The following is a 21,626-nucleotide window of genomic DNA, read 5'->3' as shown; positions in this document are numbered from 1 at the left end:
GACCGAAACCGCCGCCCGCGCATCTCTTTCGTCACATCTACAATGTCAAAGAGCAAACGGACAAAGTCCGTTGGTCAAACAGCATGGCCAACAGAGTTGGCCGGTCAAACAGCAAACGGACAAAGTCCGTTGGTCAAACAGCAAACCAACAAAGCTGGCTCGCCAAGCCGCGAACCGGACCATCCGATCCGCCAAAATCCGCTGCCGGAACACCCGGCCCAATCAGCCCCGGAACAAACTTTCCTGCGGTGCGCGCCTCTCTCGGCCCAGCACCCCGGGTCGCCCGTCCCCTGTCTGATCTTTCAAGTCTGATCCCCCGACACCGCGTCGCGCGCCCCTCTCGGCCCGCCCCGTCGCGTCGGGAGCCCGGGTTCTACTCACACACACCAACCCGGTCAACAGCTTTTTTCAGTTTTTTTCGACCCGGCCGAACCCGGGCCGAAGCACCCCACCCTCGCGGCTACAGACAGGCCGTTGTGCGGTCAAATGCGGTCAAACCACTGACCGCGCCCGCCCACAGAGCACACCCTCGCCCCGCCGCGCACCATGAGGTGTCTTCAATACTGTATCAAACAGCAACCCCCTCGCCCAACCACCCGGCGCGCGGCCGGGGGACAGAAACCCCGCTCCGACCGAACGAACCGAACGTCGGGCAAAAAGGGGTCGCGGGAGGGCTGTGGCCTGACCGGCCAGGACCCTCTTTTTTAGGGGGAACGCGCCGCCAACGCAAGCAGTTTTTTGCCTACCCGGTCCGACATCGTGTGCCCGGCGGCACACCCACCGTCTTCGCGCCGGTCCGGCCCGGGCGCCCCAGTCTGGCCTCGGCCGAACGCGCGCTTGTGCGGCTCTGTCGGACTAGGAACTGTTGGCCATCTCGTCGAGGCGGTCGGCCGCCTCGTCCCAGCCGTACCCATATTCCTCGCTCAACAGGGAGACCAGCCCCTCGTAGTCCCCTTCCACGGCGTCCACGTCGGATTCGGAGACCCGAGGCCAGGTCGACAAAACCTGGTCGCGGGTCCATTCCCATCGGGTCTCGCACAGGTCACGGGTCTTCATGGTGCGTCATCGCGCGGCCCTCGTCACCGCGCGCCCCTGTCAAAGTGGTGAGTGTCAGCGGTGCGCCACCCCGGTCCCCACGCCGGGACCATCGCCCGGTCGAGCCCGGGTGTGCCTCTGTCAAGTATAGGGACTGGCCCCTCGGGGGGAACCCCCTACGGCACGGTCGGCCGGTTCAGGTCAGACCGCATCGGGTGCCAGACGCGCCCATCTGTGGCCACACTGTGCCGAGAAAAGCGGCTTGTTCCGTTTCAACCCTTTACGTACACTCCGCGCGCCGAGTACAAATCCCGCATCCGGCGGTGAATTGCGGCAAACGCACGGTCCATGTCCCATCGGCACGGCGCGGGCAACTGAGACGGATCAGCGGCATCCATCTGGTCATTCGCCGGGGTTCGGGGGTCGGTGTTTGACCACGCAGGCAGCCGCCACGGGGTTCGGTGAACCCGGTGGAAGAGGGCCCTTGGATTGTGACGTCAGGCCAACACGCGACTGACCTGTGGCGGTCGCCAAACGACAATGAATAGACGCGAAAAGGTCTCGCTTATGCCCTTTCGGAAGCCTCGACTGGTCCTTGTGGCGGCGGTGCTGGCCCTGGCCGGATGTGACTCCGTCGGCTCCCCGTTTCCATCCCTGAGCGGGCCTTCGTCCTCCACCTACGCCGGCAACCAGCCTCCGGAGTTGGGGTCGACCTACTTCGAGCCGTCCGGCGTGACCCCCGGAGCGCCCACCGGGACCTTTGTCGGTCAGAAGATCGTTGGGTTCCGCCAAGAGCTTGGCGCGCTGCAGACCGCCATCCGGAACCAGAATGAGCAGCTGCAGAACATCCGCAACAAGACGATCCAGGATTCGCAGGCCTATCACGAGAATGTCGCCGGCATGAACGCCCGCCTGCAGGTGGGCACGACTCCCGGCAACCCGGTGTTGATGAACCGCTGGGAACAGGCGCAGGCCCAGCTCAACACCATCAACGACGACATCATCCTGATGAACCAGTTGTCGGCGCAGATCACCACCAATTCAGCGATGGCCAACTATCTGCTGGATTCGGTGCGCGCCGCGTTCTCGCTGTCCGGCGCGGTCGACGAGGACCACCGCCAACTGCGTGTTCTGGAAGACGAGACCCAGCAGACGGTCGTGCTGATCGAACGCCTGCTGAAGGAACTGTCGCAGGATGTTGCCCGCCAGCAGCAGTACGTCAGCAACGAAAAACAGAACCTGAGCGCCCTCGCCCTGGCCATCAAGAACGGCCAGCTCTACGGCACCAGCTTCGCCAACCGCCCTATCCTGGGCAATCCCAACGCCCAGGGTTTTGCCGCCTCCGGCCTGCAGGGGCCGGGCGGGTTCGCCGCCGGCGGGCAGCCGCTGGTCATGGTGCGGTTCGACCGTGGGTCGGTCGACTATGAGACGGCGCTGTACGAGGCGGTCAACAACGCCCTGTCGCGCTACCCCAATGCCAGCTTCCAGGTGGTGGCGGTCGGCCCGGCGCTGAACGCCGTCGGCCAGGCGACGCCCAACACGGCCCAGGCCCGGCTGTACGCCGAGCGGGTCGTGCGCTCGCTGCAGGGGATGGGCGTCGACCCCAACCGCATCGGCCTGTCGGCGACGACCAGTCCGTCGGCGCAATACCCGGAAGTCCACGTTCTGCTGCGGTAGCGACGGCCGGCGCGGCGCGCTCATCGCGCGCGACCCGCAGCCCGACAGAACAACGGCGGGGCCACCGCAAGGCCGCCCCGCCGTCGTGAGTCTCAGCCGACCGGATGCCCGGATCAGCCCTCCGGCCGGTTCTCGATCAGGTCATCGACCACGCCCGGATCGGCCAGGGTCGAGGTATCCCCCAGGCTGCCGAAGTCGTTCTCGGCGATCTTGCGCAGGATGCGGCGCATGATCTTGCCGGAGCGGGTCTTGGGCAGGCCCGGCGCCCACTGGATGATGTCCGGGCTGGCGATGGGGCCGATCTCCTGGCGCACCCACTTGACCAGCTCCTTGCGCAGCTCCTCGGTCTCTTTCTCGCCAGCCACCAGGGTGACATAGGCATAGATGCCCTGGCCCTTGATGTCGTGCGGGAAGCCCACAACGGCCGCCTCGGAGACCTTCGGGTGGGCCACCAGGGCGCTTTCCACCTCGGCGGTGCCCATGCGGTGGCCGGAAACATTGATCACGTCGTCGACGCGGCCGGTGATCCAGTAGTAGCCGTCCTCGTCGCGGCGGCAGCCGTCCCCGGTGAAGTAGTAGCCCTTGTAGGTCGTGAAGTAGGTCTGCACGAAGCGCTCGTGGTCGCCGTAGACGGTGCGCATCTGCCCGGGCCAGCTCTGCGCGATGCACAGGTTGCCCTCGGTCGCGCCCTCCAGCTCCTTGCCTTCGTTGTCGACCACCACCGGGCAGACACCGAAGAACGGCAGCGTGGCGGAGCCGGGCTTCAGGTCGATGGCCCCCGGCAGCGGGGTGATGAGAATGCCGCCGGTCTCGGTCTGCCACCACGTGTCGACGATCGGGCAGCGGCCCTCGCCCACCACATTGTAGAACCACATCCAGGCTTCCGGGTTGATCGGCTCGCCGACGGACCCGAGGATGCGCAGGGATTGGCGGCTGGTCTTCTTGACCGGCTCCTCGCCGTCGCGCATCAGCGCGCGGATGGCGGTGGGCGCGGTGTAGAAGATGTTGACCTTGTGCTTGTCCACGACCTCCCAGAAGCGCGAGGTGGTCGGGTAGTTCGGCACGCCCTCGAACATCAGGGTGGTGGCCCCGTTGGCCAGCGGCCCATAGACGATGTAGCTGTGGCCGGTGACCCAGCCAACGTCGGCGGTGCACCAGTAGATTTCACCGTCCTTGTAGTCGAAGACGTACTCATGCGTCATCGCGGCATGGACGAGATAGCCGCCCGAGGTGTGCAGCACGCCCTTCGGCTTGCCGGTCGATCCGGAGGTGTAGAGGATGAACAGCGGGTCCTCGGCGTTCATTTCCTCCGGCGGGCACTCCGCCGGCTGGCTGCCAGTGACGGCCTCGTACCAATGGTCGCGGCCCTGCACCACCGGAACGTCGGCCCCGGTCGCCTTGACCACCACCACATGCTTGACCGACGGGCAGGATTCCAGGGCCTTGTCGGTGTTGGCCTTCAGCGGTACCTTGCGGCCGCCGCGCACGCCCTCGTCGGCGGTGATGACCATGCAGCATTCCGAATCCTGAATGCGGTTGGCTAGGCTGTCGGGGGAGAAGCCGCCGAACACGATGGAGTGGACGGCGCCGATGCGCGCGCACGCCAGCATGGCGACGGCGGCCTCCGGGATCATCGGCATGTAGATGCACACCCGATCGCCCTTCTTGACGCCCAAGTCGCGCATGGCATTGCCGAGGCGGCAGACGCGCTCGTAAAGATCGCGGTAGGTGATCTTGGCGTCCTTCGACGGATCGTCGCCTTCCCAGATGATGGCGGTCTGGTCGCCGCGCGTGGCCAGGTGCCGGTCCAGGCAGTTGGCCGAGACGTTCAGGGTGCCGTCATGGAACCAGCGGATGTGCACGTCGTGCGGGTCGTAGGAGACGTCCTTGACCTGGGTGTAGGGCTTGATCCAGTCAATGCGCTTGCCGTGCTCGCCCCAGAACCCTTCCGGATCGGAGATCGACCGCTGATACATCTCCTTGTACTTGGCGGCATCGATATGCGCGCTGGCTGCGGTGGCTTCCGGCACCGGAAAGACATGGACTTCGGACATGGGCAACTTCCTCCTCGTTCCCGGGATCCCGACCTTGGGTCGAGTAGCGGATGTTTGCTCTTGGCTCGCGCGCAACCAGCCTCCCACCGGTCACGGCGGCGCGGCGACATCGGCGGGCCGCACATTAGTGCAGAACTCCGCGCCTGCAAACCGGTTTGGCGGAACAATTTTAGCCGCATTTTGTTCAAGGGCGCCAGCCGCCGGTGTCCCGCGTCACGGGCAGCGGCAGTATGGTCAACCCGCCGCGCAGGAAAACGATCCAGTCCGGGCAAGGCAGACGACACGCCAAACGTTAGGGTGTCCTGGTCTTGGAGCCTTCGGCTTCGGGCGGCAGTAGCTCATCGACCGAGACCTCCAGCGCCGCCGCCAATCGGCGGTATGCGGCCACCGAACCAGGCTTCTTGCCCGCCTCGATCTCCATCAGATAGCTGCGCGCCACGCCGGATGCGTCCGCCAGGGCCTGCACCGACAGACCGCGCCGTTCGCGCCAGATCCGGGCCGGGTGCTCGCCGGCCATCAGGCGGGTGACCAGATCGACCGGCAGGTGGTTGGCGCGCGCCGCCGCCTTTCCCAGGCGCGCCTCGCGCTCCTCAGCCGTTGTCAGGGCCAGACGGTCCTGGGCGTCCTCCATCGACTCCAACATCCGTTTCATTTTTCGCGTGTCACTGATCGCGACACCGTTGTCAAGCCCACCCCCGTCACAGCCTCGGCTCGACGCGCTCGGGCGCGGCGCGGCGGCGGGTGTTCTTGCGCGCATCGCGGCCATCGCGGGCGGGGCGGCGGCGGCGTTTGCGGGCCATGCCCTTGGTCACCGCCACGGGGGTCCACAGGATCCCCTTGACCAGTTCATACGCCACCAGCGTCAGCACGATGCCGGCACCGGCCCAGATGAGCGACGTCGCGTCGAGCGGCAGCGCCGGCTGGAAGCCGTCGAGCGTGGCGCGGGCAATGGCCGGGTCCATGTGGCGCAGGAAGGCCACGGGCTGCAGGACGGGACCGGCCTCGGCGATGGCCCGCAACGCCTCGGTCAGCTCCGACACACGGGCCTCGCCGGTGCGCAGCATCTCGGACAGAACGGCCTTCTGCGCCGGGTCGACCACGTCGACGATCTCGGCCACATGGGCCTTCGTGCCCTCCAGGCTCAGCCGGGCCTCGTCCGCGTGACCGCCCAGGCGCTGCAGGTACTGCTGCAGGTACGCGCGCCATTGCGACGCCGCGCCGCCGCCGACGGCCGCGACGGCGGCCCCGCCCAGGGAATCCAGCTTGCGCAGTGCCCAGCCCACTGGCATCGTCCCCTTGTCCATTTGCCTCGCGCGGATCCCATGATCCTGACTCAGGCCATCGGCTTCACCGCCGCTCTTTGTACAACCGTTGCCTTCCTGCCCCAAGCCCTCAAGGCGTGGCGCACACGATCGGTCGCGGATCTGTCCCTGTCCACCTTTCTGGTGTTCACCATCGGCGTCGCCTGCTGGCTGGTCTATGGCATTCTGACCGTGGACTGGCCGATCATCGTCGCCAATCTGGTGACGCTGCTTCTGGCTGGCTCGATCGTGGTCATGCGCCTGGCGTTCGCGCCGCGCGCCGAGCCGGACTCCTGAGGCGGGACGCATGGACCTGACGGAGACCGGTCTGGCGCTCGGCGGCGTTCTCGCCATCATCCTGGTGGCCGGCTGGCGCGCCCGCCAGCCATGGCGGCCCGGCCGCGTGTGGCGCGTGCCCTGGCACGCGATCATGGCCGTGGCGCTGGTGCTGCTGCTCGGCTTGGTCGCGCACCTGGGCAGCCTGATCACCGGCGAGACGATCACGCCGCGCGCTCTCCGATAGCAGTCCTTGGCGGGTTCCGGGCGCCGCCAACCCATGCTAGAGGACGCCGAGCCCAACGCACACCATCAGGACTCCCCGCCCCATGACCGTTGAACCCGCCGCCCTGGCCGACTGGGTGGACCGCCTCGCCACCGCGCGCGTGTTGTGCGTGGGCGACGTCATGCTAGACCGCTTCGTGCACGGCGATGTCGACCGCGTCTCGCCGGAGGCGCCGATTCCGGTCCTGCGGATCCGGGGCCAATCGGCCATGCTGGGCGGGGCCGGCAACGTCGCCCGCAACCTCGTGGGCCTCGGCACGCGGGTGGTGTTCCTGTCGGCGGTGGGCGACGACGACGCCGGCCGCGAGATCGCCGCCCTGGTCGAGTCCCTGGCGGGCGTGGAGCCGCATCTGGCCGTGGACCCCGCGCGGCCGACCACGGTCAAGACCCGCTTCGTCGCCGGCGGGCAGCAGCTTCTGCGGGCCGACGCCGAGACGACCAGCGCCGTGAACGACGCGTGCGGCGATCATTTGCTGGCGGCGGCGCGGACGCATCTGGAGACGAGCGGCGCCGTGGTCCTGTCCGACTACGGCAAGGGCGTGCTGACGCAGCCGTTCACTCGCGCGCTGATCGAACTGGCGACGGCGGCGGGCGTGCCGGTCATTGTCGACCCAAAGGGCGCCGACTACCGTCGCTACGCTGGCGCCACCGTGGTCACCCCGAATCGCAAGGAGTTGTCGGAGGCCACCGGCGGCCGCGCCACGGAGGGCGACGCGGCCATCGAGGCCGCCGCCCGGCAGGTGCTGGGCGCCTGCGGCCTGGGCGCGGTGCTCGCCACCCGCAGTCAGGAGGGCATGACACTGGTGCCTGCGTCCGGCCCGGTCGAGCACCTGCCGACCGAGGCCCGCGAGGTGTTCGACGTCTCCGGCGCCGGTGACACGGTGGTCGCCACCCTGGCCGCCGCCCTGGCCGCCGGGGCCCCCCTGTCGGTCGGCGCCCGGCTGGCCAACACGGCCGCCGGCCTGGTGGTCGGCAAGGTGGGCACGGCGGCCGTGCGCGCCGATGACCTGACGGCGGCGCTGCACCACCAGGACCTCGCCCGCGCCGAGGACAAGGTGGTGCGGCTTGAGACCCTGACCGAGACGGTCGAACGCTGGCGCCGGGGCGGCCTGCGCGTCGGCTTCACCAACGGTTGTTTCGATCTGTTGCACCCGGGCCATGTCTCGCTGCTGGCGCAGGCGCGCGCGGCCTGTGACCGACTCGTGGTGGGGCTCAACTCCGATGCCTCGGTGCGGCGCTTGAAAGGCCCCACCCGCCCGGTGCAGACCGAGGCGGCGCGGACCACCGTGCTCGCCTCGCTGGCCGACGTGGACCGGGTGGTGATCTTCGGCGAGGACACGCCCCTGCGGCTGATCAGCACCCTGCGGCCTGACGTGCTGGTCAAGGGCGCGGACTACACGGTCGAGACCGTCGTCGGCGCCGACATCGTGCACGGATATGGGGGGCGCGTCCTGCTGGCACGGTTGGAGGAAGGCCATTCGACCACCGCCACCCTGGCGCGGGTGAATGGATCGGTGTGAGCGAATCCTCAGGGCCGATCGCCCCGCCCCCGCCGGCGGAAATCCAAGTAGATCGGCCGGCGCCCCTGCTCCAGCGCCTTGGCCTCGTAGCGCGTCTGGACGTGGTCGGCCGGCGGCGCACGCCAGTCGTCGGGCCGCCGCGCGGTCAAGGCGAAGGCCGGGTGCGCCGTGGCGTGCATCAGGGTCCAGCGGATATAGCCCATGTCGTCGCTGGCCACCCGCAGGGACCCGCCGTCCACCAGCAGGCGTGCGAACAGGTCCAGCCGCCGGGGCGCGATCATGCGTCGCTTGGCGTGCCGGCTCTTGGGCCAGGGGTCGGGGAAGAGAACGAAAATGCGCTCCAGGCAGGCGTCCGGCAGGTGCTCCAGCAGCGGCCGGATGTCGTCCGGATAGACCCGCACGTTGGTCAAGCCGGCCTCGTCCACCGCCGCCACCAGCTTGGCGACGCCGTACTCGAACACCTCGCCGCCGATGAAGCCCACGTCCGGATGCGCCGCCGCCTGGGCCGCCAGATGCTCGCCGCCGCCGAAGCCGATCTCCAGCCACAGCGCGCGTGTCGACTCGGGGAACAGGGCCGCCGGGTCGAGCGTCTCGCCCTCCCCCGGCATCGGAATGGCCAACGCGGGCAGGCGCCGGTCCATGACCGCCTGCCGACCGGCGCGCAGGGGTTTGCCCTTGCGCCGGCCGTAGAAGCGGACGTCCTCGGTGCGGGGCCCGGGCCGCGTGTCGTCGTCAGAGACCAAGGGCGCTCTTCAGGTCGGCGACCAGGTCCAGGCGCTCCCACGAGAACCCACCGTCGTCCTCCGGCGCGCGGCCGAAGTGCCCGTACGCCGCCGAGCGGGCATAGATCGGCCGGCTCAGGTTCAGGTGCTCGCGAATGCCGCGCGGCGACAGGTTCATCACCTCGCGCAGGGCCAGGGCAATGGCGGCCTCCTCGGCCTGACCGGTACCGTGGGTGTCCACATACACCGACAGCGGCTTGGACACGCCAATCGCATAGGACAGCTGGATGGTGCATTTGCGCGCCAGCCCGGCACCGACGATGTTCTTGGCCAGATAGCGCGCGGCATAGGCGGCCGAGCGGTCGACCTTGGTCGGGTCCTTGCCGGAGAAGGCGCCGCCGCCGTGCGGCGCCGCGCCGCCGTAGGTGTCGACGATGATCTTGCGGCCCGTCAGGCCGGCGTCACCGTCCGGCCCGCCGATGACGAAGCGGCCGGTCGGGTTGACGTAGAACTCGTCCTCCGGGCACATCCAGCCGTCGGGCAGCGCTTTCAGCACATGCTGGCGCACCAGTTCGCGCACTTCCTCGGACGCGGCCGCCGCGTCATGCTGGGTGGAGACGACCACGCTGGTGGCGCCGACCGGCTTTCCGTTCACATAACGCAGCGTCACCTGGCTCTTGGAGTCCGGCCCCAGGATCGGCGCCGCGCCCGACTTGCGGGCCTCGGCCATCGACTTCAGGATTCGGTGCGAAAAAGCGATCGGCGCCGGCATCAGCTCGTCGGTCTCGTCGCAGGCGTAGCCGAACATGATGCCCTGGTCGCCGGCGCCCTCGTCCTTGTTGCCGGCGGCGTCCACGCCCTGCGCGATGTCCACGGACTGTGCGTGCAGATGCACCTGCACGTCCGCCGTCTGCCAGTGAAAGCCGTCCTGTTCATAGCCGATGTCGCGGATCGCGTCCCGCGCCACCTGGACCAGCAGGTCCTTGTTCTCCGCCACTTCGGCCGGGCCGCGCACTTCGCCGGCCAGCACGACGAGATTGGTCGTGGCAAGGGTTTCGCAGGCCACGCGGGCGACGGGATCGGCGGCCAGGAAGGTATCGACGACGGCATCGGAAATGCGGTCGCACACCTTGTCGGGGTGACCCTCGGACACGGACTCGGAGGTGAACAGGTAGTCTTTGAGCGACACGATTTGGCTCCTTCGGGCGGACGACGGGACGGATCCGGCGGGAGGCTGCGCGGTCGCGCTTCGGACGGGCGACCGTCCCGTGACGGCCCCTCCCCCGACCGCCAACAAGCGCGGGTTCTTGGCACGAAACGCGGGGGCTTGACAAGGGCGCTGCGGCCCGGTTTCGGGAGTCGCGTGGCGCTTTCGTCCTTTCCTCTCGGGGGAGGGCCGATTATATCAGGGTGCTTCGTCCCATCCGGCTGGCCATCCGGCTGGCCATCCGGCCGGGCGCCGGCGGCGGGAGACCCCATAGCAAGCGAGGGAAAACAGGACGATGGCCCTGGACTGGAACGCGCGAAGCTGGCGCGACAAGCCCATCCAACAGGTGCCGGACTATCCGGACGCCGACCGCCTGCGCATCGTCGAGGCCGAACTGGCCGCGCTGCCGCCGCTGGTATTCGCCGGCGAGGCGCGGCGGCTGCGCAAGTCCCTGGCGCAGGTGGCGCAGGGCAAGGCGTTCCTGTTGCAGGGTGGTGACTGCGCCGAGAGCTTCGCCGAATTCGGGGCCAACTCGATCCGCGACACCTTCCGCGTCATCCTGCAGATGGCCGTGGTGCTGACCTACGGCGCCGCCTGCCCCGTGGTGAAGGTGGGCCGCATGGCCGGGCAATTCGCCAAGCCGCGCTCGGCCCCCATGGAGGTGGTCGACGGCGTCGAACTGCCCTCCTACCGGGGCGACATGGTCAACGGCATGGAGTTCGAACCGGCCGTCCGCACGCCCGATCCGGACCGGCTGCTGCGCGTCTACCACCAATCGGCGGCGACGCTGAACCTGTTGCGCGCCTTCGCCCAGGGCGGCTACGCCGACCTGTTCCAGATGCACCGCTGGACGCTGGACTTCGTCAAGGGCAGCCCGCAGGCCGAGCGCTACGAGGACATGGCCAACCGCATCACCGAGAGCCTGGGCTTCATGGAGGCCTGCGGACTGACGGGCGAGTCGGTGCCGCAGTTGCGCGAGACCGAGTTCTATACCGCGCACGAGGCCCTTCTGTTGAACTACGAAGAGGCGTTGACGCGCGAGGACTCGACCCACCCCGGCGAGTTCTTCTCGACCACGGCGCACATGCTGTGGGTCGGCGACCGCACCCGCCAGCGCGACGGCGCCCACATCGAATACCTGCGCGGCATCCGCAATCCCATCGGCCTGAAGGCCGGGCCGACCATGACCGAGGACGAGCTGCTGCGGCTGATCGACATCCTCGATCCCAACAACGACCCCGGCCGCCTGACCATCATCTCGCGCATGGGGGCCGACGCCATCGAAACGCAACTGGCGCCACTGGTCCGGGCCACGAAGCGCGAAGGCCGCACCGTGGTCTGGGCCTGCGATCCCATGCACGGCAACACGGTGAAAGCCTCCAGCGGGTTCAAAACCCGCTCGGTCGATCGCATCTTGAAGGAAGTGCGCGGCTTCTTCGCCGTGCACCACACCGAGGGCACGCACGCTGGCGGCGTCCACTTCGAGATGACCGGGCGCGATGTGACGGAATGCATCGGCGGCGCCCAGGCCATCACCGAGGCCCGGCTGGGCGACCGCTACCACACCCACTGCGATCCGCGCCTGAACGCCAACCAGGCGCTGGAGTTGGCCTTCCTGATCGCGGAGGGCCTGAAGCAGGAACGCAGCCTGGGCAAGCTGGCCCCGCCCGGACTGGCCGCCGTCTCGTAACGTCGTCCGTTCGGACCCATGCTGGAGCAACCATGGACTCCTTTCCCTCAGACGACTACGGCAGCATTGGCGCCACCTGGCCCCCGGCCGACCGGATCCAGGCGTGGACCGACACCTATTTCGTCCGCACGCGGGAGATCGTCCAGCGGTTCGGCGACTGCCGGGTGACCTATGCCATCTTCATGCGGCGCCCGGTCGTCTACGCGCCGCGCCTGGCCCTGACCTGGTTGCGGGCGACGGCGGCGGCGCGCGGCTTCGACGTGACGATCGACGAGGCGTTCCGCGAAAGCCAGTGGGTTGGCGCCGGCGAGCCCATGATGTATCTGACCGGCTCGTTCGCCGGGCTGGCGGACCTGGAGACCCTGTTCCTGCAGAAGCTGGGCGCCTGCGGTGTGGCGGCCTACAATGCCTTCACCATGAGCACCGAACTGCCGGAGGTGGCGTTCCTGGCCATGGACGCGCGGCATTGCGCCGGCACCGAGATGGCCGAGTTGATGGCCTATGCCGCCTCGGTGGGCTCCACACGGGCGCGGCGCAAGTCGGGGGCCAAGGGCTTCATCGGCAACGCGACCGACGCCACCGCGCACTTCTTCGGCCAGGACAAGGGCCTGGGCACGATGCCGCACGGCCTGATCGGCTATGCCGGCTCGACCGTGCGCGCCGCCGAGATGTTCCACGAGACCTTCCCCGACACACCGCTGGTCGTGCTGGTGGACTATTTCGGGCAGGAGATCACGGACTCGCTCGAGGTCTGCCGGCGGTTCCCGATGCTGGCCGCCGCCGGCCGGCTGAGCATCCGGCTGGACACCCACGGCGGCCGCTTCATCGAGGGACTGGACACGCAGAAGTCCTACGAAGTGCTGGACCGGCACTGTCCGGACGCCATTCGCGGCTATCGCTCCGAGACGGAGCTGCGCTATCTGATCGGCACCGGCGTTTCGGCGGCCGCCGTCTGGCACACGCGCGAACGGCTGAACGACGCCGGGTTCGACCGCGTGCGGATCGTCGCCTCGTCCGGGTTCGGGCCGGCCAAGTGCCGGGTCATGGGCTACGCCAAGGGACCCATTGACGTCATCGGCACCGGCAGCTATCTGCCCGACAACTGGAACGAGACCTACGCCACCGCCGATATCGTCGCCTATGACGGCGAACCGCGCGTCAAGATCGGCCGCGAGTTCCTGCTGCGCCGCCTGGAAGAGGACCAGCCGAGCCAGTAGTCCGGCCGCAGGTGCGCCCGCCTCCATTTGACCGCCGCCATCTCCCTTCGCGTCCGCAACCGCGAGCGCCCTGATGCGTTGCTTCGTCAGCGCAGTCATGGCAATCGGACAGGAGGGTGTGGCATGAACGGTACGTACGCAGGAGTTGCAGGATACGACCCGGCTCGTCCCTGGGACGTCACGTGGGGCGGGCTATGGAATGTCGCCCAGCGCGTCTTCGGCAAGATTTCCGGCGACAACTTGCCGATCATTGCCGGGGGCGTGACATTCTTCGCGATGCTGGCGGTCTTTCCGGCGCTGGCCGCCGTGGTGGCCCTCTACGGCCTGATCTCCGACCCCCAGGCGGTGACGAACCAGATCGCCGCCGTCAGCGGCGTTCTGCCCGAAAGCGCGCAGGCGGTGCTGACCGACCAATTGCAGCGACTGGTCGGCTCCTCGGCCGCCACGCTGCAGATCGGCACCGCCATCGGCATCCTGGTGGCGTTGTGGAGCGCCTCGCGCGGCATGAACGCCCTGGTTCAGGGCCTGGACATTGCCTATGGCGAACGCGAGGATCGGGGGTTCATCAAGCAAACGCTTCTTGTTCTGGGCCTGACGGCCGGCGGCTTGGTGTTCTCGATCGTGGCCCTTCTGCTGGTCGCCGGCGTCCCGGCGGTGCTGAAGGCGGTGGGGCTGGGCCAGGCCGTGGAGTGGTTGGCGACCCTCGCCCGGTGGCCGGTCATCCTCGGGCTCGCCATTCTGGCGCTGGCCGCCATCTACCGGCTCGCGCCGAACCGCCGGCCGGCGCAATGGCGGTGGCTGTCGCCCGGCGCCGTGGTGGCGACCACGTTGTGGATCATCGCCTCGATCCTGTTTTCCGTCTACGTGTCGACGTTCGGCAGCTACAGCGAGACCTATGGCGCACTGGCCGGCGTCGTGGTGCTGATGTTCTGGTTCTACATCACGTCCTTCATCGTCCTGCTCGGCGGGGTGATCAACGCCGAGATGGAGCGTGAGACGTGCCGGGACACCACGGTCGGCCCGCCCCGTCCCATGGGCGAGCGCGATGCCGTCGCCGCCGATACGGTCGGGGAACCAGCCGGATCCTGAGGCCGCGACGCGGCGATGTGGTAGAGGCGAGTGACAACACGCGTTCCGTGGCAACACCGATCAATGGCAATACGGCAGCCGCTGGGCCTTGGGGGGTCAGGACGCCTTGTCCAGAGGTTGGACGGCCAAGCGCAGACCCATGGCCTTCAGGATCGCCTGCAACCCGCGCAGTTCTGGATTGCCGCTCTCCGACAGGGTCCGGTAAAGCTGGGTCGGGTTCAGGCCGGCCTCCTCGGCGACCTTTGGCACACCCCCGAACGCCTTCGACATCTGCCGGAGGGCGATCAGCAGTTCCCCCTGGTCGCCATCCGCCAGGATGTCGTTGAGCAACGCCACAGCCAACTCCGGGTCCTCGCGGAACACCTCGGCCATGGCCTCATCGTGGGAACGATCCCTCACGGACGATCACCTCGCTTCGCCGCCTCGCCGCCTCGCTGGCACCAATCCCGCCAACACGCACAGGCTTTGTCGATGTCGCGATCCTGCGTTCTTTTGTCCCGGCCGCACAGCAACAGGATCACCGCCTGTCCTGCCAGCGCGTAGTAAACCCGATAGCCGGGACCGACATCCAAACGCAGTTCCCAAACCCCTTCGCGGCATGGCCTACAGTCGCCGAAATTCCCCAGCGAAAGGCGGTTCACTCGCCTCAGGATGGCAACCTTGGCTTTCTGGTCCCGAACATCGGAAAGCCATGCCGCGAAGAGGTCTCGCCCCTCCCCTGCCGTCAGATAGCGGCGGACGGAGTAGGATTGCGTTTGTTGAGGTGCCATCGTGCTCTTGTCTCCCAACGCTCGTCCGCGACTGACCATTGCATCCTAGCCGACGGCGTTGCTGTTGAACGCCAACGGTGGCACGTGTTTGGTCTTCGCAGACTGCAGCGGGGAACAAGTACGCTACCGGTCCGAAAGTGCCTACGCAGAAGCAATTTCGTCGATAAACGAATCCCTGTCAATCCCCCGTACTGATCCGCCGCGCGTCCAGCGTCAGCGGCAACGGGGTCTCGGCCGGCATGTCCGGCATCTCAAAGCGCCAGCCGTTGGCCAGTTCGATCCAGCCGCCCCACAGGTCCGGCTTTTCGCTGGCCGTGACCGGCTCCTCCAGGTCCTTTTTCGGCACATAGGCCTCGAACCCATTCGTCCCCTTGCGGATGGTGATCTTCATGATCAGGCGTCCTCTTGTGGTGGGGGCGGATCGCTCTCCGCGCTCTCCAGTTCGTGGGCGCGCATCCCGACCACGCGCAGGGTTCGGATGAAATCGACGTCGTAGATCCAGTGGCGTTGCAGGAAGGCACCGACGCTGCGGACGTAGCCGACGTCTCCCGCCTCGACCAGCACGTCGCCGATGCGCGCACCGGCCGTCGTGCCGTCGTCGCGCACCGGGACCCGCGCGCGCACCTTGGTTCCGGGTTCGAAGACGGGGGGCCGGTCGATCTCGACCAGCCCGTCGTCGCCACCTTTGTGTTGTGTGGGCTCGGCCATGGTCTGCCTCGCGCCGCTCAGGCCGGAACACAGGTGCCGGGCACCGGACAGACGGCATCGCACTGCGGCGCGTCGAAGTGGCCCTCGCACTCGGTGCAGGTCGCCGCGTCGATCTTGTAGGTATCGCCCTTCATGGCGATGGCCCCGGTCGGGCACTCGAACTCGCACGCCCCGCAGACCGTGCACTGAGAGCCCAGAATCTTGTAAGCCATGGAAGATTATCCCCTCTCTATGAGCCGTGAACTTAAGCGCGGCGCGCGGCGGGCGCCGCCGGAACCGCGCCCGCGTACCACTGTGCCACCGTGGTCTCGATCAGATCGTGCGCCGTGGTCTCATGAACGGCGATGCCGGCTTGCTCCAGTCGGCGCCGGGGTCCGGTGCCGACCTTGACGCACAGCACGGCGTCGATCCCTTCCAGCACGGACAGGATCGTCGTCATGCGCTCGGCGTCGCCGTATCCGCCGAGGCAGTAGTTGTCGGCGCGGCGGATGCCGACGAAGCGCACGCCGGCGGCGCCCACCTCGTAGACATGGAACTCCGTCGCCTTGCCGAAGTGCAGGTTCACACGCCCCCCGCCGCGCGAGCACACGGCCACCAGGCGGCGGTCATCGGCCGGGGCCACCGACCCGGCCAGGGCATCGGCGCGGGCCGCCTCGGCGACCTGTTCGGCGCGGCTGTCCTCGACCACCGCCCGGTAGGCGGCGCGCGCATCGGCATCCACCGTGGCCGGGGTCGCGTCCTCCCCTGCCCCGTCGCCGCACGAGTCCTGGCCGAGCATTCCGACCGCGTCGGCCCGGCACTGGCGGCAATGGCGCATCAGGCGAGCGTCGTTGCCGAGGGATTCGCGCAGGGCATGGAGTTCCACCGGTGTCGGCCCGGGCTGCCCAGTCAGGCCGAAGTGCGTGCCGTGCGCCGGGTCGGAGATCAGCGGCATGACGTTGTGCAGGAACGCGCCCTTCTCGCGCACCACCCGGTTCACGTCCTTCAGGTGCGCGTCGTTGATCCCCGGGATCATGACCGAGTTGACCTTGACCAGGATGCCGGCGGCGACGGCGCGCTCCAGGCCCTCCATCTGGCGCTCCAGCAGGATCCGGGCGGCCTCCACCCCGTGCCAGCGGCGGTGGTCGTGCGCGATCCAGGGGTAGATTTCCGCGCCGATCTCGGGGTCCAGGGCATTCAGGGTGATGGTGACGTGATGCACGTCCAGCGCCTTGAGCGCGTCGACATGGTCGGGCAGCGCCAGTCCGTTGGTGGACAGGCACAGCGTCAGGTCCGGCAGTTCGGCGCGGATCAACTCAAAGGTCCGCAGCGTGCGGGGCGCGTTGTGCAGCGCGTCCCCGGGACCGGCGATGCCCACCACGGAGAGCTGCGGCAGGCGCGCCGCCACCTGGCGCACCTTCTCGACCGCCTGTTCGGGCGTGAGGCGGTCGGAGACCACGCCCGGCCGGCTCTCGTTGGCGCAGTCGTATTTCCGGTTGCAGTAGTTGCACTGGATGTTGCAGCCGGGCGCCACCGCCACATGCATCCGGGCGAAATGGTGGTGCGCCTGCTCGGAGTAGCACGGGTGCTCTTTCACCTTGGCCCAGACCGCCGGGTCGACGCGGGCGGGTTCCGCCGGCCCCTGTGCCTCGCGGCGTTTGTTATGCGGCAGGCGGACGGTCCGGCCCGGCGCCGCCGCCGATGCCGGCGCCAGCGAGGCGCGAAGGTCGGCGGCGGTGGTGACGGATCCCAGTCCGTCGAGCGGAATGCGCGGCATCGAGGTCATGTGTCCGGTCTCCCTGGCGATGCGGGACAGGACCCACTCAGCAATCCCGATGCCAGTTTGGAAGTTGTGCGATTTCAGGACGTTACGCGACCGTACGCCTGTCCGGGGCGCGACACGCCGCCTGTCGGATTGTCGCAACACCGACATGGCGGTCCTGCGTCGGCGGGGACGGAACCCCTTGTCCCAGGCCGGATTTCACGCCTCAACCGCCTTGGCACGCTGATTGCTGCACCGCACGGCGACTCTTTTTTGTGCTCGCCGATCGACCTGTTAGGAGATCCTCGCCATGCTGTCCCTGACCGACACGGCCCAAAGCGCCATCCGACGTGCGGTGAGCCGGTCCGACGCGGCGCGCGGACTGCGGATTGTCGTCGCGGCCGGCGGCTGCGCCGGGATTCAATACCGGCTCGGCTTGGCCGCCGGCGCCGAGGAGGGTGATGCCGTGACGACCTTCGACGACCTGTCGGTGTTCGTTGATCCCGAAAGCGCGCCGTTGCTGACCGGAACGACCATCGACTTCGTCGAGGACGAACGCGGCGCCGGGTTCGTGTTCGACAACCCGAACGCCGCCGGCCGGTGCAGCTGCGCCAAGGCCGGCGCCTGAGCCAAGGGGAGGCCCATCGCATGAGCACAGTCGGCGCCGCGATCGACCGGTCCGTGCCACAACGGCCCGGTACGCCGGTGGTTCTGACGGACACGACGTTGCGCGACGGCGAGCAAACCGCCGGCGTCGCCTTCAGTCGGGACGAAAAGCTGGCCATCGCCACGGCGCTCGACCAGGCCGGCGTGCCGGAGCTGGAGGTCGGCATCCCGGTCATGGGGGCGGAGGAACAGGCCGACATCCGCGCTATTCTGGCGCTGCCGCTGCGGGCGACCGTGTTCGTCTGGTGCCGTCTGAGCGACCGCGACCTTGACGCGGCCTTGGCCTGCGGTGTGTCCATGATCCACATGTCGGCGCCCGTCTCGGACAGGCAGATCGCCGGCAAGCTGGGGCGGACGCGCGCCTGGGTGCTGAGCGAGCTGGACCGCCTCGTCCGCCGGGCGCGGGACCACGGCCTTCGCGTCAGCATCGGCGGCGAGGATGCCTCGCGCGCCGACGCGGATTTCGTCGCCCGGGTCATCGACACGGCGGCGACGGCCGGCGCCGAGCGCTTCCGCTTCGCCGATACCCTGGGCGTGATGGAGCCGTTCACGACCCGCGCCCTGTTCGAACGCTTGCGGGCCGGGACGGACCTGGATCTGGAAATGCACGCGCACGACGACCTGGGGCTGGCGGTGGCCAATTCCCTGGCCGCCGTGCTGGGTGGCGCCACGCACGTCAGCACGACCGTTGTCGGCTTGGGCGAGCGCGCGGGCAACGCCGCGCTGGAAGAGGTGGCCGTCGCCCTGGAAACCCTGCACGGCTGCGCGACGGGCGTGGATGCCCGTCAGTTGCCGGCATTGGCCGATCTTGTGTCCCGCGCGGCGGAGCGCCCCGTGCCCTGCGGCAAGAGCCTTGTGGGATCCGGCGCGTTCAGTCATGAAAGCGGGATCCATGTGCATGGCCTGCTGCGCGAGCCCGACACCTACACCGGCCTTGATCCGGCGTGCCTGGGCCGCGTCCACCAATTGGTGCTGGGCAAGCACTCGGGCGCCGCTGGCATGGCGCGGGCGTGCGCCGACCTGGGCCTGACGCTGGAGGCCGGGCAGGCGCAGCGGATGGTCGGGCTGTTGCGCGCCCACTATCGCCACAGCAAACGGCCGCCGCAGGCCAATGACCTGCGCCAGTGGCACGCCCTGACAGCCCGGACACTGACCGCCGCAACGCTCATGGGTCCGGCCGCGACTCGGGACGCGACTCCGTGCGACTCGATGATGACACCGCCCCTGATCGGCGGGTCGCTGGCTCCAACAGAAGGGGTGATCCCGTCATGAATGCCGCACTGCAGCGTCTTGCCGGCCTTTCGGCGGCGGAAGAGTTTTTCGAAGCCCTTGACGTGGCCTATGACCCCCAGGTACTGGCCGTCAGCCGTTTGCATGTGCTAAAGCGGTTTCGGGAATTCCTGATCGCGTACGAGGACCCGGACGAAAGCATCTTGCGTGACTGCCTGCGGCGCGCGCACGACGATTTCGTCACGTCGACCGCCCGCCGCGAGAAGGTGTTCGCGGTCTTCCAACAACAGACCGACGGAGCCGGCCGCGCCTTCATTCCCCTGGAGGCGCTGTCCCCGTCCCCACCATCATCCAGGGGAGAGTGAGCCCGATGAGCCAAGGCCCGAACATGGTCGTCTGCATCAAGCAGGTGCCCGACAGCGCCCAGATCAGCGTGCATCCGGTGACCAACACCATCATGCGCCAGGGCGTGCCGACGATCATCAACCCGTACGACCTGTTCGCGCTGGAAGCCGCTCTGAAGCTGCGCGACCAACTGGGCGGCAAGGTGACGGTCCTGACCATGGGGCCGCCCATGGCCGCCTCGGCCCTGCGCAAGGCGCTGGGTCACGGCGCCGACGACGCCATCCTGTTGTCCGACCGCTTCTTCGCCGGCGCCGATACGCTCGCCACCTCATATGCGTTGACGGCGGCGATTAACAAGATCGGCGCCGAACGGCCGGTCGACATTGTGTTCACCGGCAAGCAGACCATCGACGGCGACACCGCCCAGGTGGGCCCCGGCATCGCCCGCCGCATGGGGCTAAACCAGCTCACCTATGTCTCCGCCATTCCCTCCATTGATCTGGAGGCCGGCGAGATTTCGGTGCACCGCCGCGCCGAGGGCGGCGTGCAGGTGCTGAAGACCAAGCTGCCGTGCCTGATCACCATGCTGGAGGCCACCAACGAACTGCGCCGGGGCTCGCTGCCCGACGTGCTGCGGGCGGAACGGGCCGAGATCAAGGTGTGGAACGCCGAGGCGGCCGGGGTCGAGGACCTTGGCAAGTGCGGCATGAAGGGCTCGCCGACCAAGGTGAGCAAGGTGTTCGCGCCCAAGCCGCGCGCCGAGAAGGCGAAGATGATCACCGCCGAGGACGGCGCGCCCGCCAGTGTCGCCGCCGCCGCCGTCGAAACGCTGCTTGACGCTGATCCGCGCCTCTTGAGCGTGCTCACCAAGCAGACGACCGTCGCCTGACCCGGCCCGCGCGCCCGAGCGAGATTTCAAGGAGACCATATCATGGCCCAAGCCCCCGCCGCTCCCCCGGCCAAGGGTCGCAAGAAGACCGAGGAACTGCCCGAACACCTGAAGGCCTACAAGAACGTCTGGGTGTTCGTCGAACTGGAACACGGCCGCGTCCACCCCGTGTCGTGGGAACTGTTGACCGAGGGCCGCAAGCTGGCCGACGCCCTGGGTGTCGATCTGTGCGGCGTCGTGCTCGGCCCGAAGGCCGAGGGCACCGAAAAGGCGGTGGCCGAGGCGTTCCACTACAGCGCCAACCGCGTCTACGTGATCGAGGATCCGCTGCTGGCCGAGTACCGCAACGAGCCCTACACCAAGGCGATGACCGACCTGGTCAACAAACACAAGCCCGAGATTCTGATGCTGGGCGCCACGACCCTGGGCCGCGATCTGGCCGGTGCCGTGGCCACCACGCTGCAAACCGGGCTGACCGCCGACTGCACGGAACTGGCCATCGACGACGACAAGTCGCTGGCAGCCACGCGGCCGACCTTCGGCGGCTCGTTGCTGTGCACCATCATGACGCGCGCCGCCCGGCCGCAGATGACCACCGTGCGCCCGCGCGTCATGGCCATGGGCGACCCGGACCGCGGCCGCACCGGCGAGGTGGTGCGCGAACCGCTCGACATGGCCGAGGAGTCCATCGTCACCAAGGTTCTGGATTTCATTCCGGACTCCGACACCAACCAGGCGCAGTTGGCTTACGCCGACATCGTCGTCGCCGGCGGCATGGGCCTGCAACGGCCGGAGAACATCCGGCTGGTGGTCGACCTGGCCCAGGTGCTGGGCGCCGAGTACGGCTGCTCGCGCCCACTGGTGCAGAAGGGGTGGATGACCGCCGACCGGCAGATCGGCCAGACCGGCAAGACCATCCGCCCGCGCCTGTACATCGCCTGCGGCATCTCGGGCGCCATTCAGCACCGCGTGGGGTCCGAGGGGGCCGACCAGATCCTGGCCATCAACATGGACCCGAACGCGCCGATCTTCGACTTCGCCCATCACGGCATCGTCGGCGACGTGCTGGAACTGCTGCCCGCCCTGACCGAGGCCTTCCGCAAGCGCCTCGCCGTCGACCGGATGGCCGGCTGACGACCCGCAAAAAAACCAAAGGGCCTGAACCCGGCCCGCGATCACCCGGCGATGCCCGCCCAGGGCCGCC

At 68.4% G+C, this 21,626-nt stretch carries 24 protein-coding genes; 12 read left to right on the top strand and 12 right to left on the bottom strand.

Annotated elements, in window-relative coordinates; all coding sequences use genetic code 11:
• Positions 1–855: 855 nt before the first annotated feature.
• A complete protein-coding gene (locus Q0309_RS05755; protein WP_299438385.1) occupies positions 856–1,056 on the bottom strand; it encodes a hypothetical protein in 201 nt (66 codons plus the stop codon).
• A 546-nt stretch (positions 1,057–1,602) separates the two neighbouring features.
• On the opposite strand from Q0309_RS05755, the gene Q0309_RS05750 reads away from it, so the two are divergent.
• The gene (locus tag Q0309_RS05750; RefSeq protein WP_299438383.1) at positions 1,603–2,712 is read left to right on the top strand and encodes a hypothetical protein; all 1,110 of its coding nucleotides are present in this window, start codon (positions 1,603–1,605) and stop codon (positions 2,710–2,712) included.
• A 113-nt stretch (positions 2,713–2,825) separates the two neighbouring features.
• On the opposite strand, the gene acs is transcribed toward Q0309_RS05750, so the two are convergent.
• From acs to Q0309_RS05735, 3 genes are all read right to left on the bottom strand, one after another.
• Entirely contained in the window at positions 2,826–4,766 is a 1,941-nt protein-coding gene (acs, locus tag Q0309_RS05745) for an acetate--CoA ligase (RefSeq protein ID WP_299438381.1), read from the bottom strand.
• 292 nt (positions 4,767–5,058) lie between these two features.
• Positions 5,059–5,418 (bottom strand): helix-turn-helix transcriptional regulator, encoded by a 360-nt coding sequence (locus tag Q0309_RS05740; protein ID WP_299438379.1) that lies wholly within the window; start codon positions 5,416–5,418, stop codon positions 5,059–5,061.
• Between the two features lie 46 nt (positions 5,419–5,464).
• Entirely contained in the window at positions 5,465–6,055 is a 591-nt protein-coding gene (locus Q0309_RS05735; RefSeq protein ID WP_299438376.1) for a DUF2937 family protein, read from the bottom strand.
• Between the two features lie 33 nt (positions 6,056–6,088).
• On the opposite strand from Q0309_RS05735, the gene Q0309_RS05730 reads away from it, so the two are divergent.
• From Q0309_RS05730 to rfaE1, 3 genes are all read left to right on the top strand, one after another.
• Entirely contained in the window at positions 6,089–6,364 is a 276-nt protein-coding gene (locus Q0309_RS05730; RefSeq protein ID WP_299438374.1) for a SemiSWEET transporter, read from the top strand.
• A 10-nt stretch (positions 6,365–6,374) separates the two neighbouring features.
• Positions 6,375–6,590: a hypothetical protein gene (locus Q0309_RS05725; protein WP_299438372.1), complete on the top strand. Its 216-nt coding sequence runs from the start codon at positions 6,375–6,377 to the stop codon at positions 6,588–6,590.
• Positions 6,591–6,672: 82 nt separating this feature from the next.
• Positions 6,673–8,148 (top strand): D-glycero-beta-D-manno-heptose-7-phosphate kinase, encoded by a 1,476-nt coding sequence (gene rfaE1 / locus Q0309_RS05720; RefSeq protein ID WP_299438370.1) that lies wholly within the window; start codon positions 6,673–6,675, stop codon positions 8,146–8,148.
• Between the two features lie 8 nt (positions 8,149–8,156).
• Here the strand turns inward: rfaE1 and trmB are convergent, their stop codons facing one another.
• Both trmB and metK read right to left on the bottom strand, forming a co-directional pair.
• Positions 8,157–8,891 (bottom strand): tRNA (guanosine(46)-N7)-methyltransferase TrmB, encoded by a 735-nt coding sequence (gene trmB, locus Q0309_RS05715; RefSeq protein ID WP_299438368.1) that lies wholly within the window; start codon positions 8,889–8,891, stop codon positions 8,157–8,159.
• On the bottom strand, positions 8,881–10,059 hold the full coding sequence (metK, locus tag Q0309_RS05710) for a methionine adenosyltransferase (protein ID WP_299438366.1): 1,179 nt from the start codon (positions 10,057–10,059) through the stop codon (positions 8,881–8,883). The genes trmB and metK overlap by 11 nt, the downstream gene beginning before the upstream one ends.
• 313 nt (positions 10,060–10,372) lie before the next feature.
• Between metK and Q0309_RS05705 the strand changes: the two genes are divergently transcribed.
• The 3 genes from Q0309_RS05705 (at position 10,373) to Q0309_RS05695 (ending at position 14,073) form a co-directional block, all read left to right on the top strand.
• Positions 10,373–11,767: a class II 3-deoxy-7-phosphoheptulonate synthase gene (locus Q0309_RS05705; RefSeq protein WP_299438364.1), complete on the top strand. Its 1,395-nt coding sequence runs from the start codon at positions 10,373–10,375 to the stop codon at positions 11,765–11,767.
• A gap of 32 nt (positions 11,768–11,799) precedes the next feature.
• Positions 11,800–12,984, top strand: a complete 1,185-nt coding sequence (locus tag Q0309_RS05700) for a nicotinate phosphoribosyltransferase (protein ID WP_299438362.1) — start codon at positions 11,800–11,802, stop codon at positions 12,982–12,984.
• A 123-nt stretch (positions 12,985–13,107) separates the two neighbouring features.
• Positions 13,108–14,073 carry a YihY/virulence factor BrkB family protein gene (locus Q0309_RS05695; RefSeq protein WP_299438360.1) on the top strand — a complete coding sequence of 322 codons (966 nt, stop codon included), beginning with the start codon at positions 13,108–13,110 and terminating at the stop codon, positions 14,071–14,073.
• 96 nt (positions 14,074–14,169) lie between these two features.
• Here Q0309_RS05695 and Q0309_RS05690 read toward each other — a convergent pair whose 3' ends face one another.
• From Q0309_RS05690 to nifB, 6 genes are all read right to left on the bottom strand, one after another.
• Complete coding sequence (locus Q0309_RS05690; protein WP_299438358.1) at positions 14,170–14,472, bottom strand: addiction module antidote protein; 303 nt, start codon at positions 14,470–14,472, stop codon at positions 14,170–14,172.
• Complete coding sequence (locus tag Q0309_RS05685; protein ID WP_299438356.1) at positions 14,469–14,843, bottom strand: type II toxin-antitoxin system RelE/ParE family toxin; 375 nt, start codon at positions 14,841–14,843, stop codon at positions 14,469–14,471. Before Q0309_RS05685 ends, Q0309_RS05690 begins: the two co-directional genes overlap by 4 nt.
• A gap of 178 nt (positions 14,844–15,021) precedes the next feature.
• Positions 15,022–15,234, bottom strand: coding sequence for a putative nitrogen fixation protein NifT (gene nifT / locus Q0309_RS05680; RefSeq protein WP_299438354.1), 213 nt, complete (start codon positions 15,232–15,234; stop codon positions 15,022–15,024).
• Between the two features lie 2 nt (positions 15,235–15,236).
• Positions 15,237–15,551 carry a nitrogen fixation protein NifZ gene (locus Q0309_RS05675; protein ID WP_299438352.1) on the bottom strand — a complete coding sequence of 105 codons (315 nt, stop codon included), beginning with the start codon at positions 15,549–15,551 and terminating at the stop codon, positions 15,237–15,239.
• A 17-nt stretch (positions 15,552–15,568) separates the two neighbouring features.
• Positions 15,569–15,763 (bottom strand): 4Fe-4S binding protein, encoded by a 195-nt coding sequence (locus tag Q0309_RS05670; protein WP_299438350.1) that lies wholly within the window; start codon positions 15,761–15,763, stop codon positions 15,569–15,571.
• A 32-nt stretch (positions 15,764–15,795) separates the two neighbouring features.
• Positions 15,796–17,316 carry a nitrogenase cofactor biosynthesis protein NifB gene (gene nifB / locus Q0309_RS05665; protein WP_299438348.1) on the bottom strand — a complete coding sequence of 507 codons (1,521 nt, stop codon included), beginning with the start codon at positions 17,314–17,316 and terminating at the stop codon, positions 15,796–15,798.
• Positions 17,317–17,602: 286 nt separating this feature from the next.
• Here nifB and Q0309_RS05660 point away from each other — a divergent pair, with 286 nt between their 5' ends.
• From Q0309_RS05660 to Q0309_RS05640, 5 genes are read left to right on the top strand one after another with little or no spacing between them, the layout of a single operon-like run.
• A complete protein-coding gene (locus Q0309_RS05660) occupies positions 17,603–17,920 on the top strand; it encodes an iron-sulfur cluster assembly accessory protein (protein ID WP_299438346.1) in 318 nt (105 codons plus the stop codon).
• A 20-nt stretch (positions 17,921–17,940) separates the two neighbouring features.
• Positions 17,941–19,230 carry a homocitrate synthase gene (gene nifV, locus Q0309_RS05655; protein WP_299438344.1) on the top strand — a complete coding sequence of 430 codons (1,290 nt, stop codon included), beginning with the start codon at positions 17,941–17,943 and terminating at the stop codon, positions 19,228–19,230.
• Positions 19,227–19,553, top strand: coding sequence for a nitrogenase-stabilizing/protective protein NifW (locus tag Q0309_RS05650; protein WP_299438342.1), 327 nt, complete (start codon positions 19,227–19,229; stop codon positions 19,551–19,553). Before nifV ends, Q0309_RS05650 begins: the two co-directional genes overlap by 4 nt.
• A gap of 5 nt (positions 19,554–19,558) precedes the next feature.
• Entirely contained in the window at positions 19,559–20,422 is an 864-nt protein-coding gene (locus Q0309_RS05645) for an electron transfer flavoprotein subunit beta/FixA family protein (protein ID WP_299438340.1), read from the top strand.
• A gap of 42 nt (positions 20,423–20,464) precedes the next feature.
• Complete coding sequence (locus Q0309_RS05640) at positions 20,465–21,556, top strand: electron transfer flavoprotein subunit alpha/FixB family protein (RefSeq protein WP_299438338.1); 1,092 nt, start codon at positions 20,465–20,467, stop codon at positions 21,554–21,556.
• Positions 21,557–21,626 lie beyond the last annotated feature (70 nt).

The organism is uncultured Rhodospira sp., from assembly GCF_937138205.1.
Lineage (GTDB): Bacteria > Pseudomonadota > Alphaproteobacteria > Rhodospirillales > Rhodospirillaceae > Rhodospira.
Note: the sequence above shows the minus strand (reverse complement) of the source record. Positions and strands in the feature narration are given on the sequence as shown.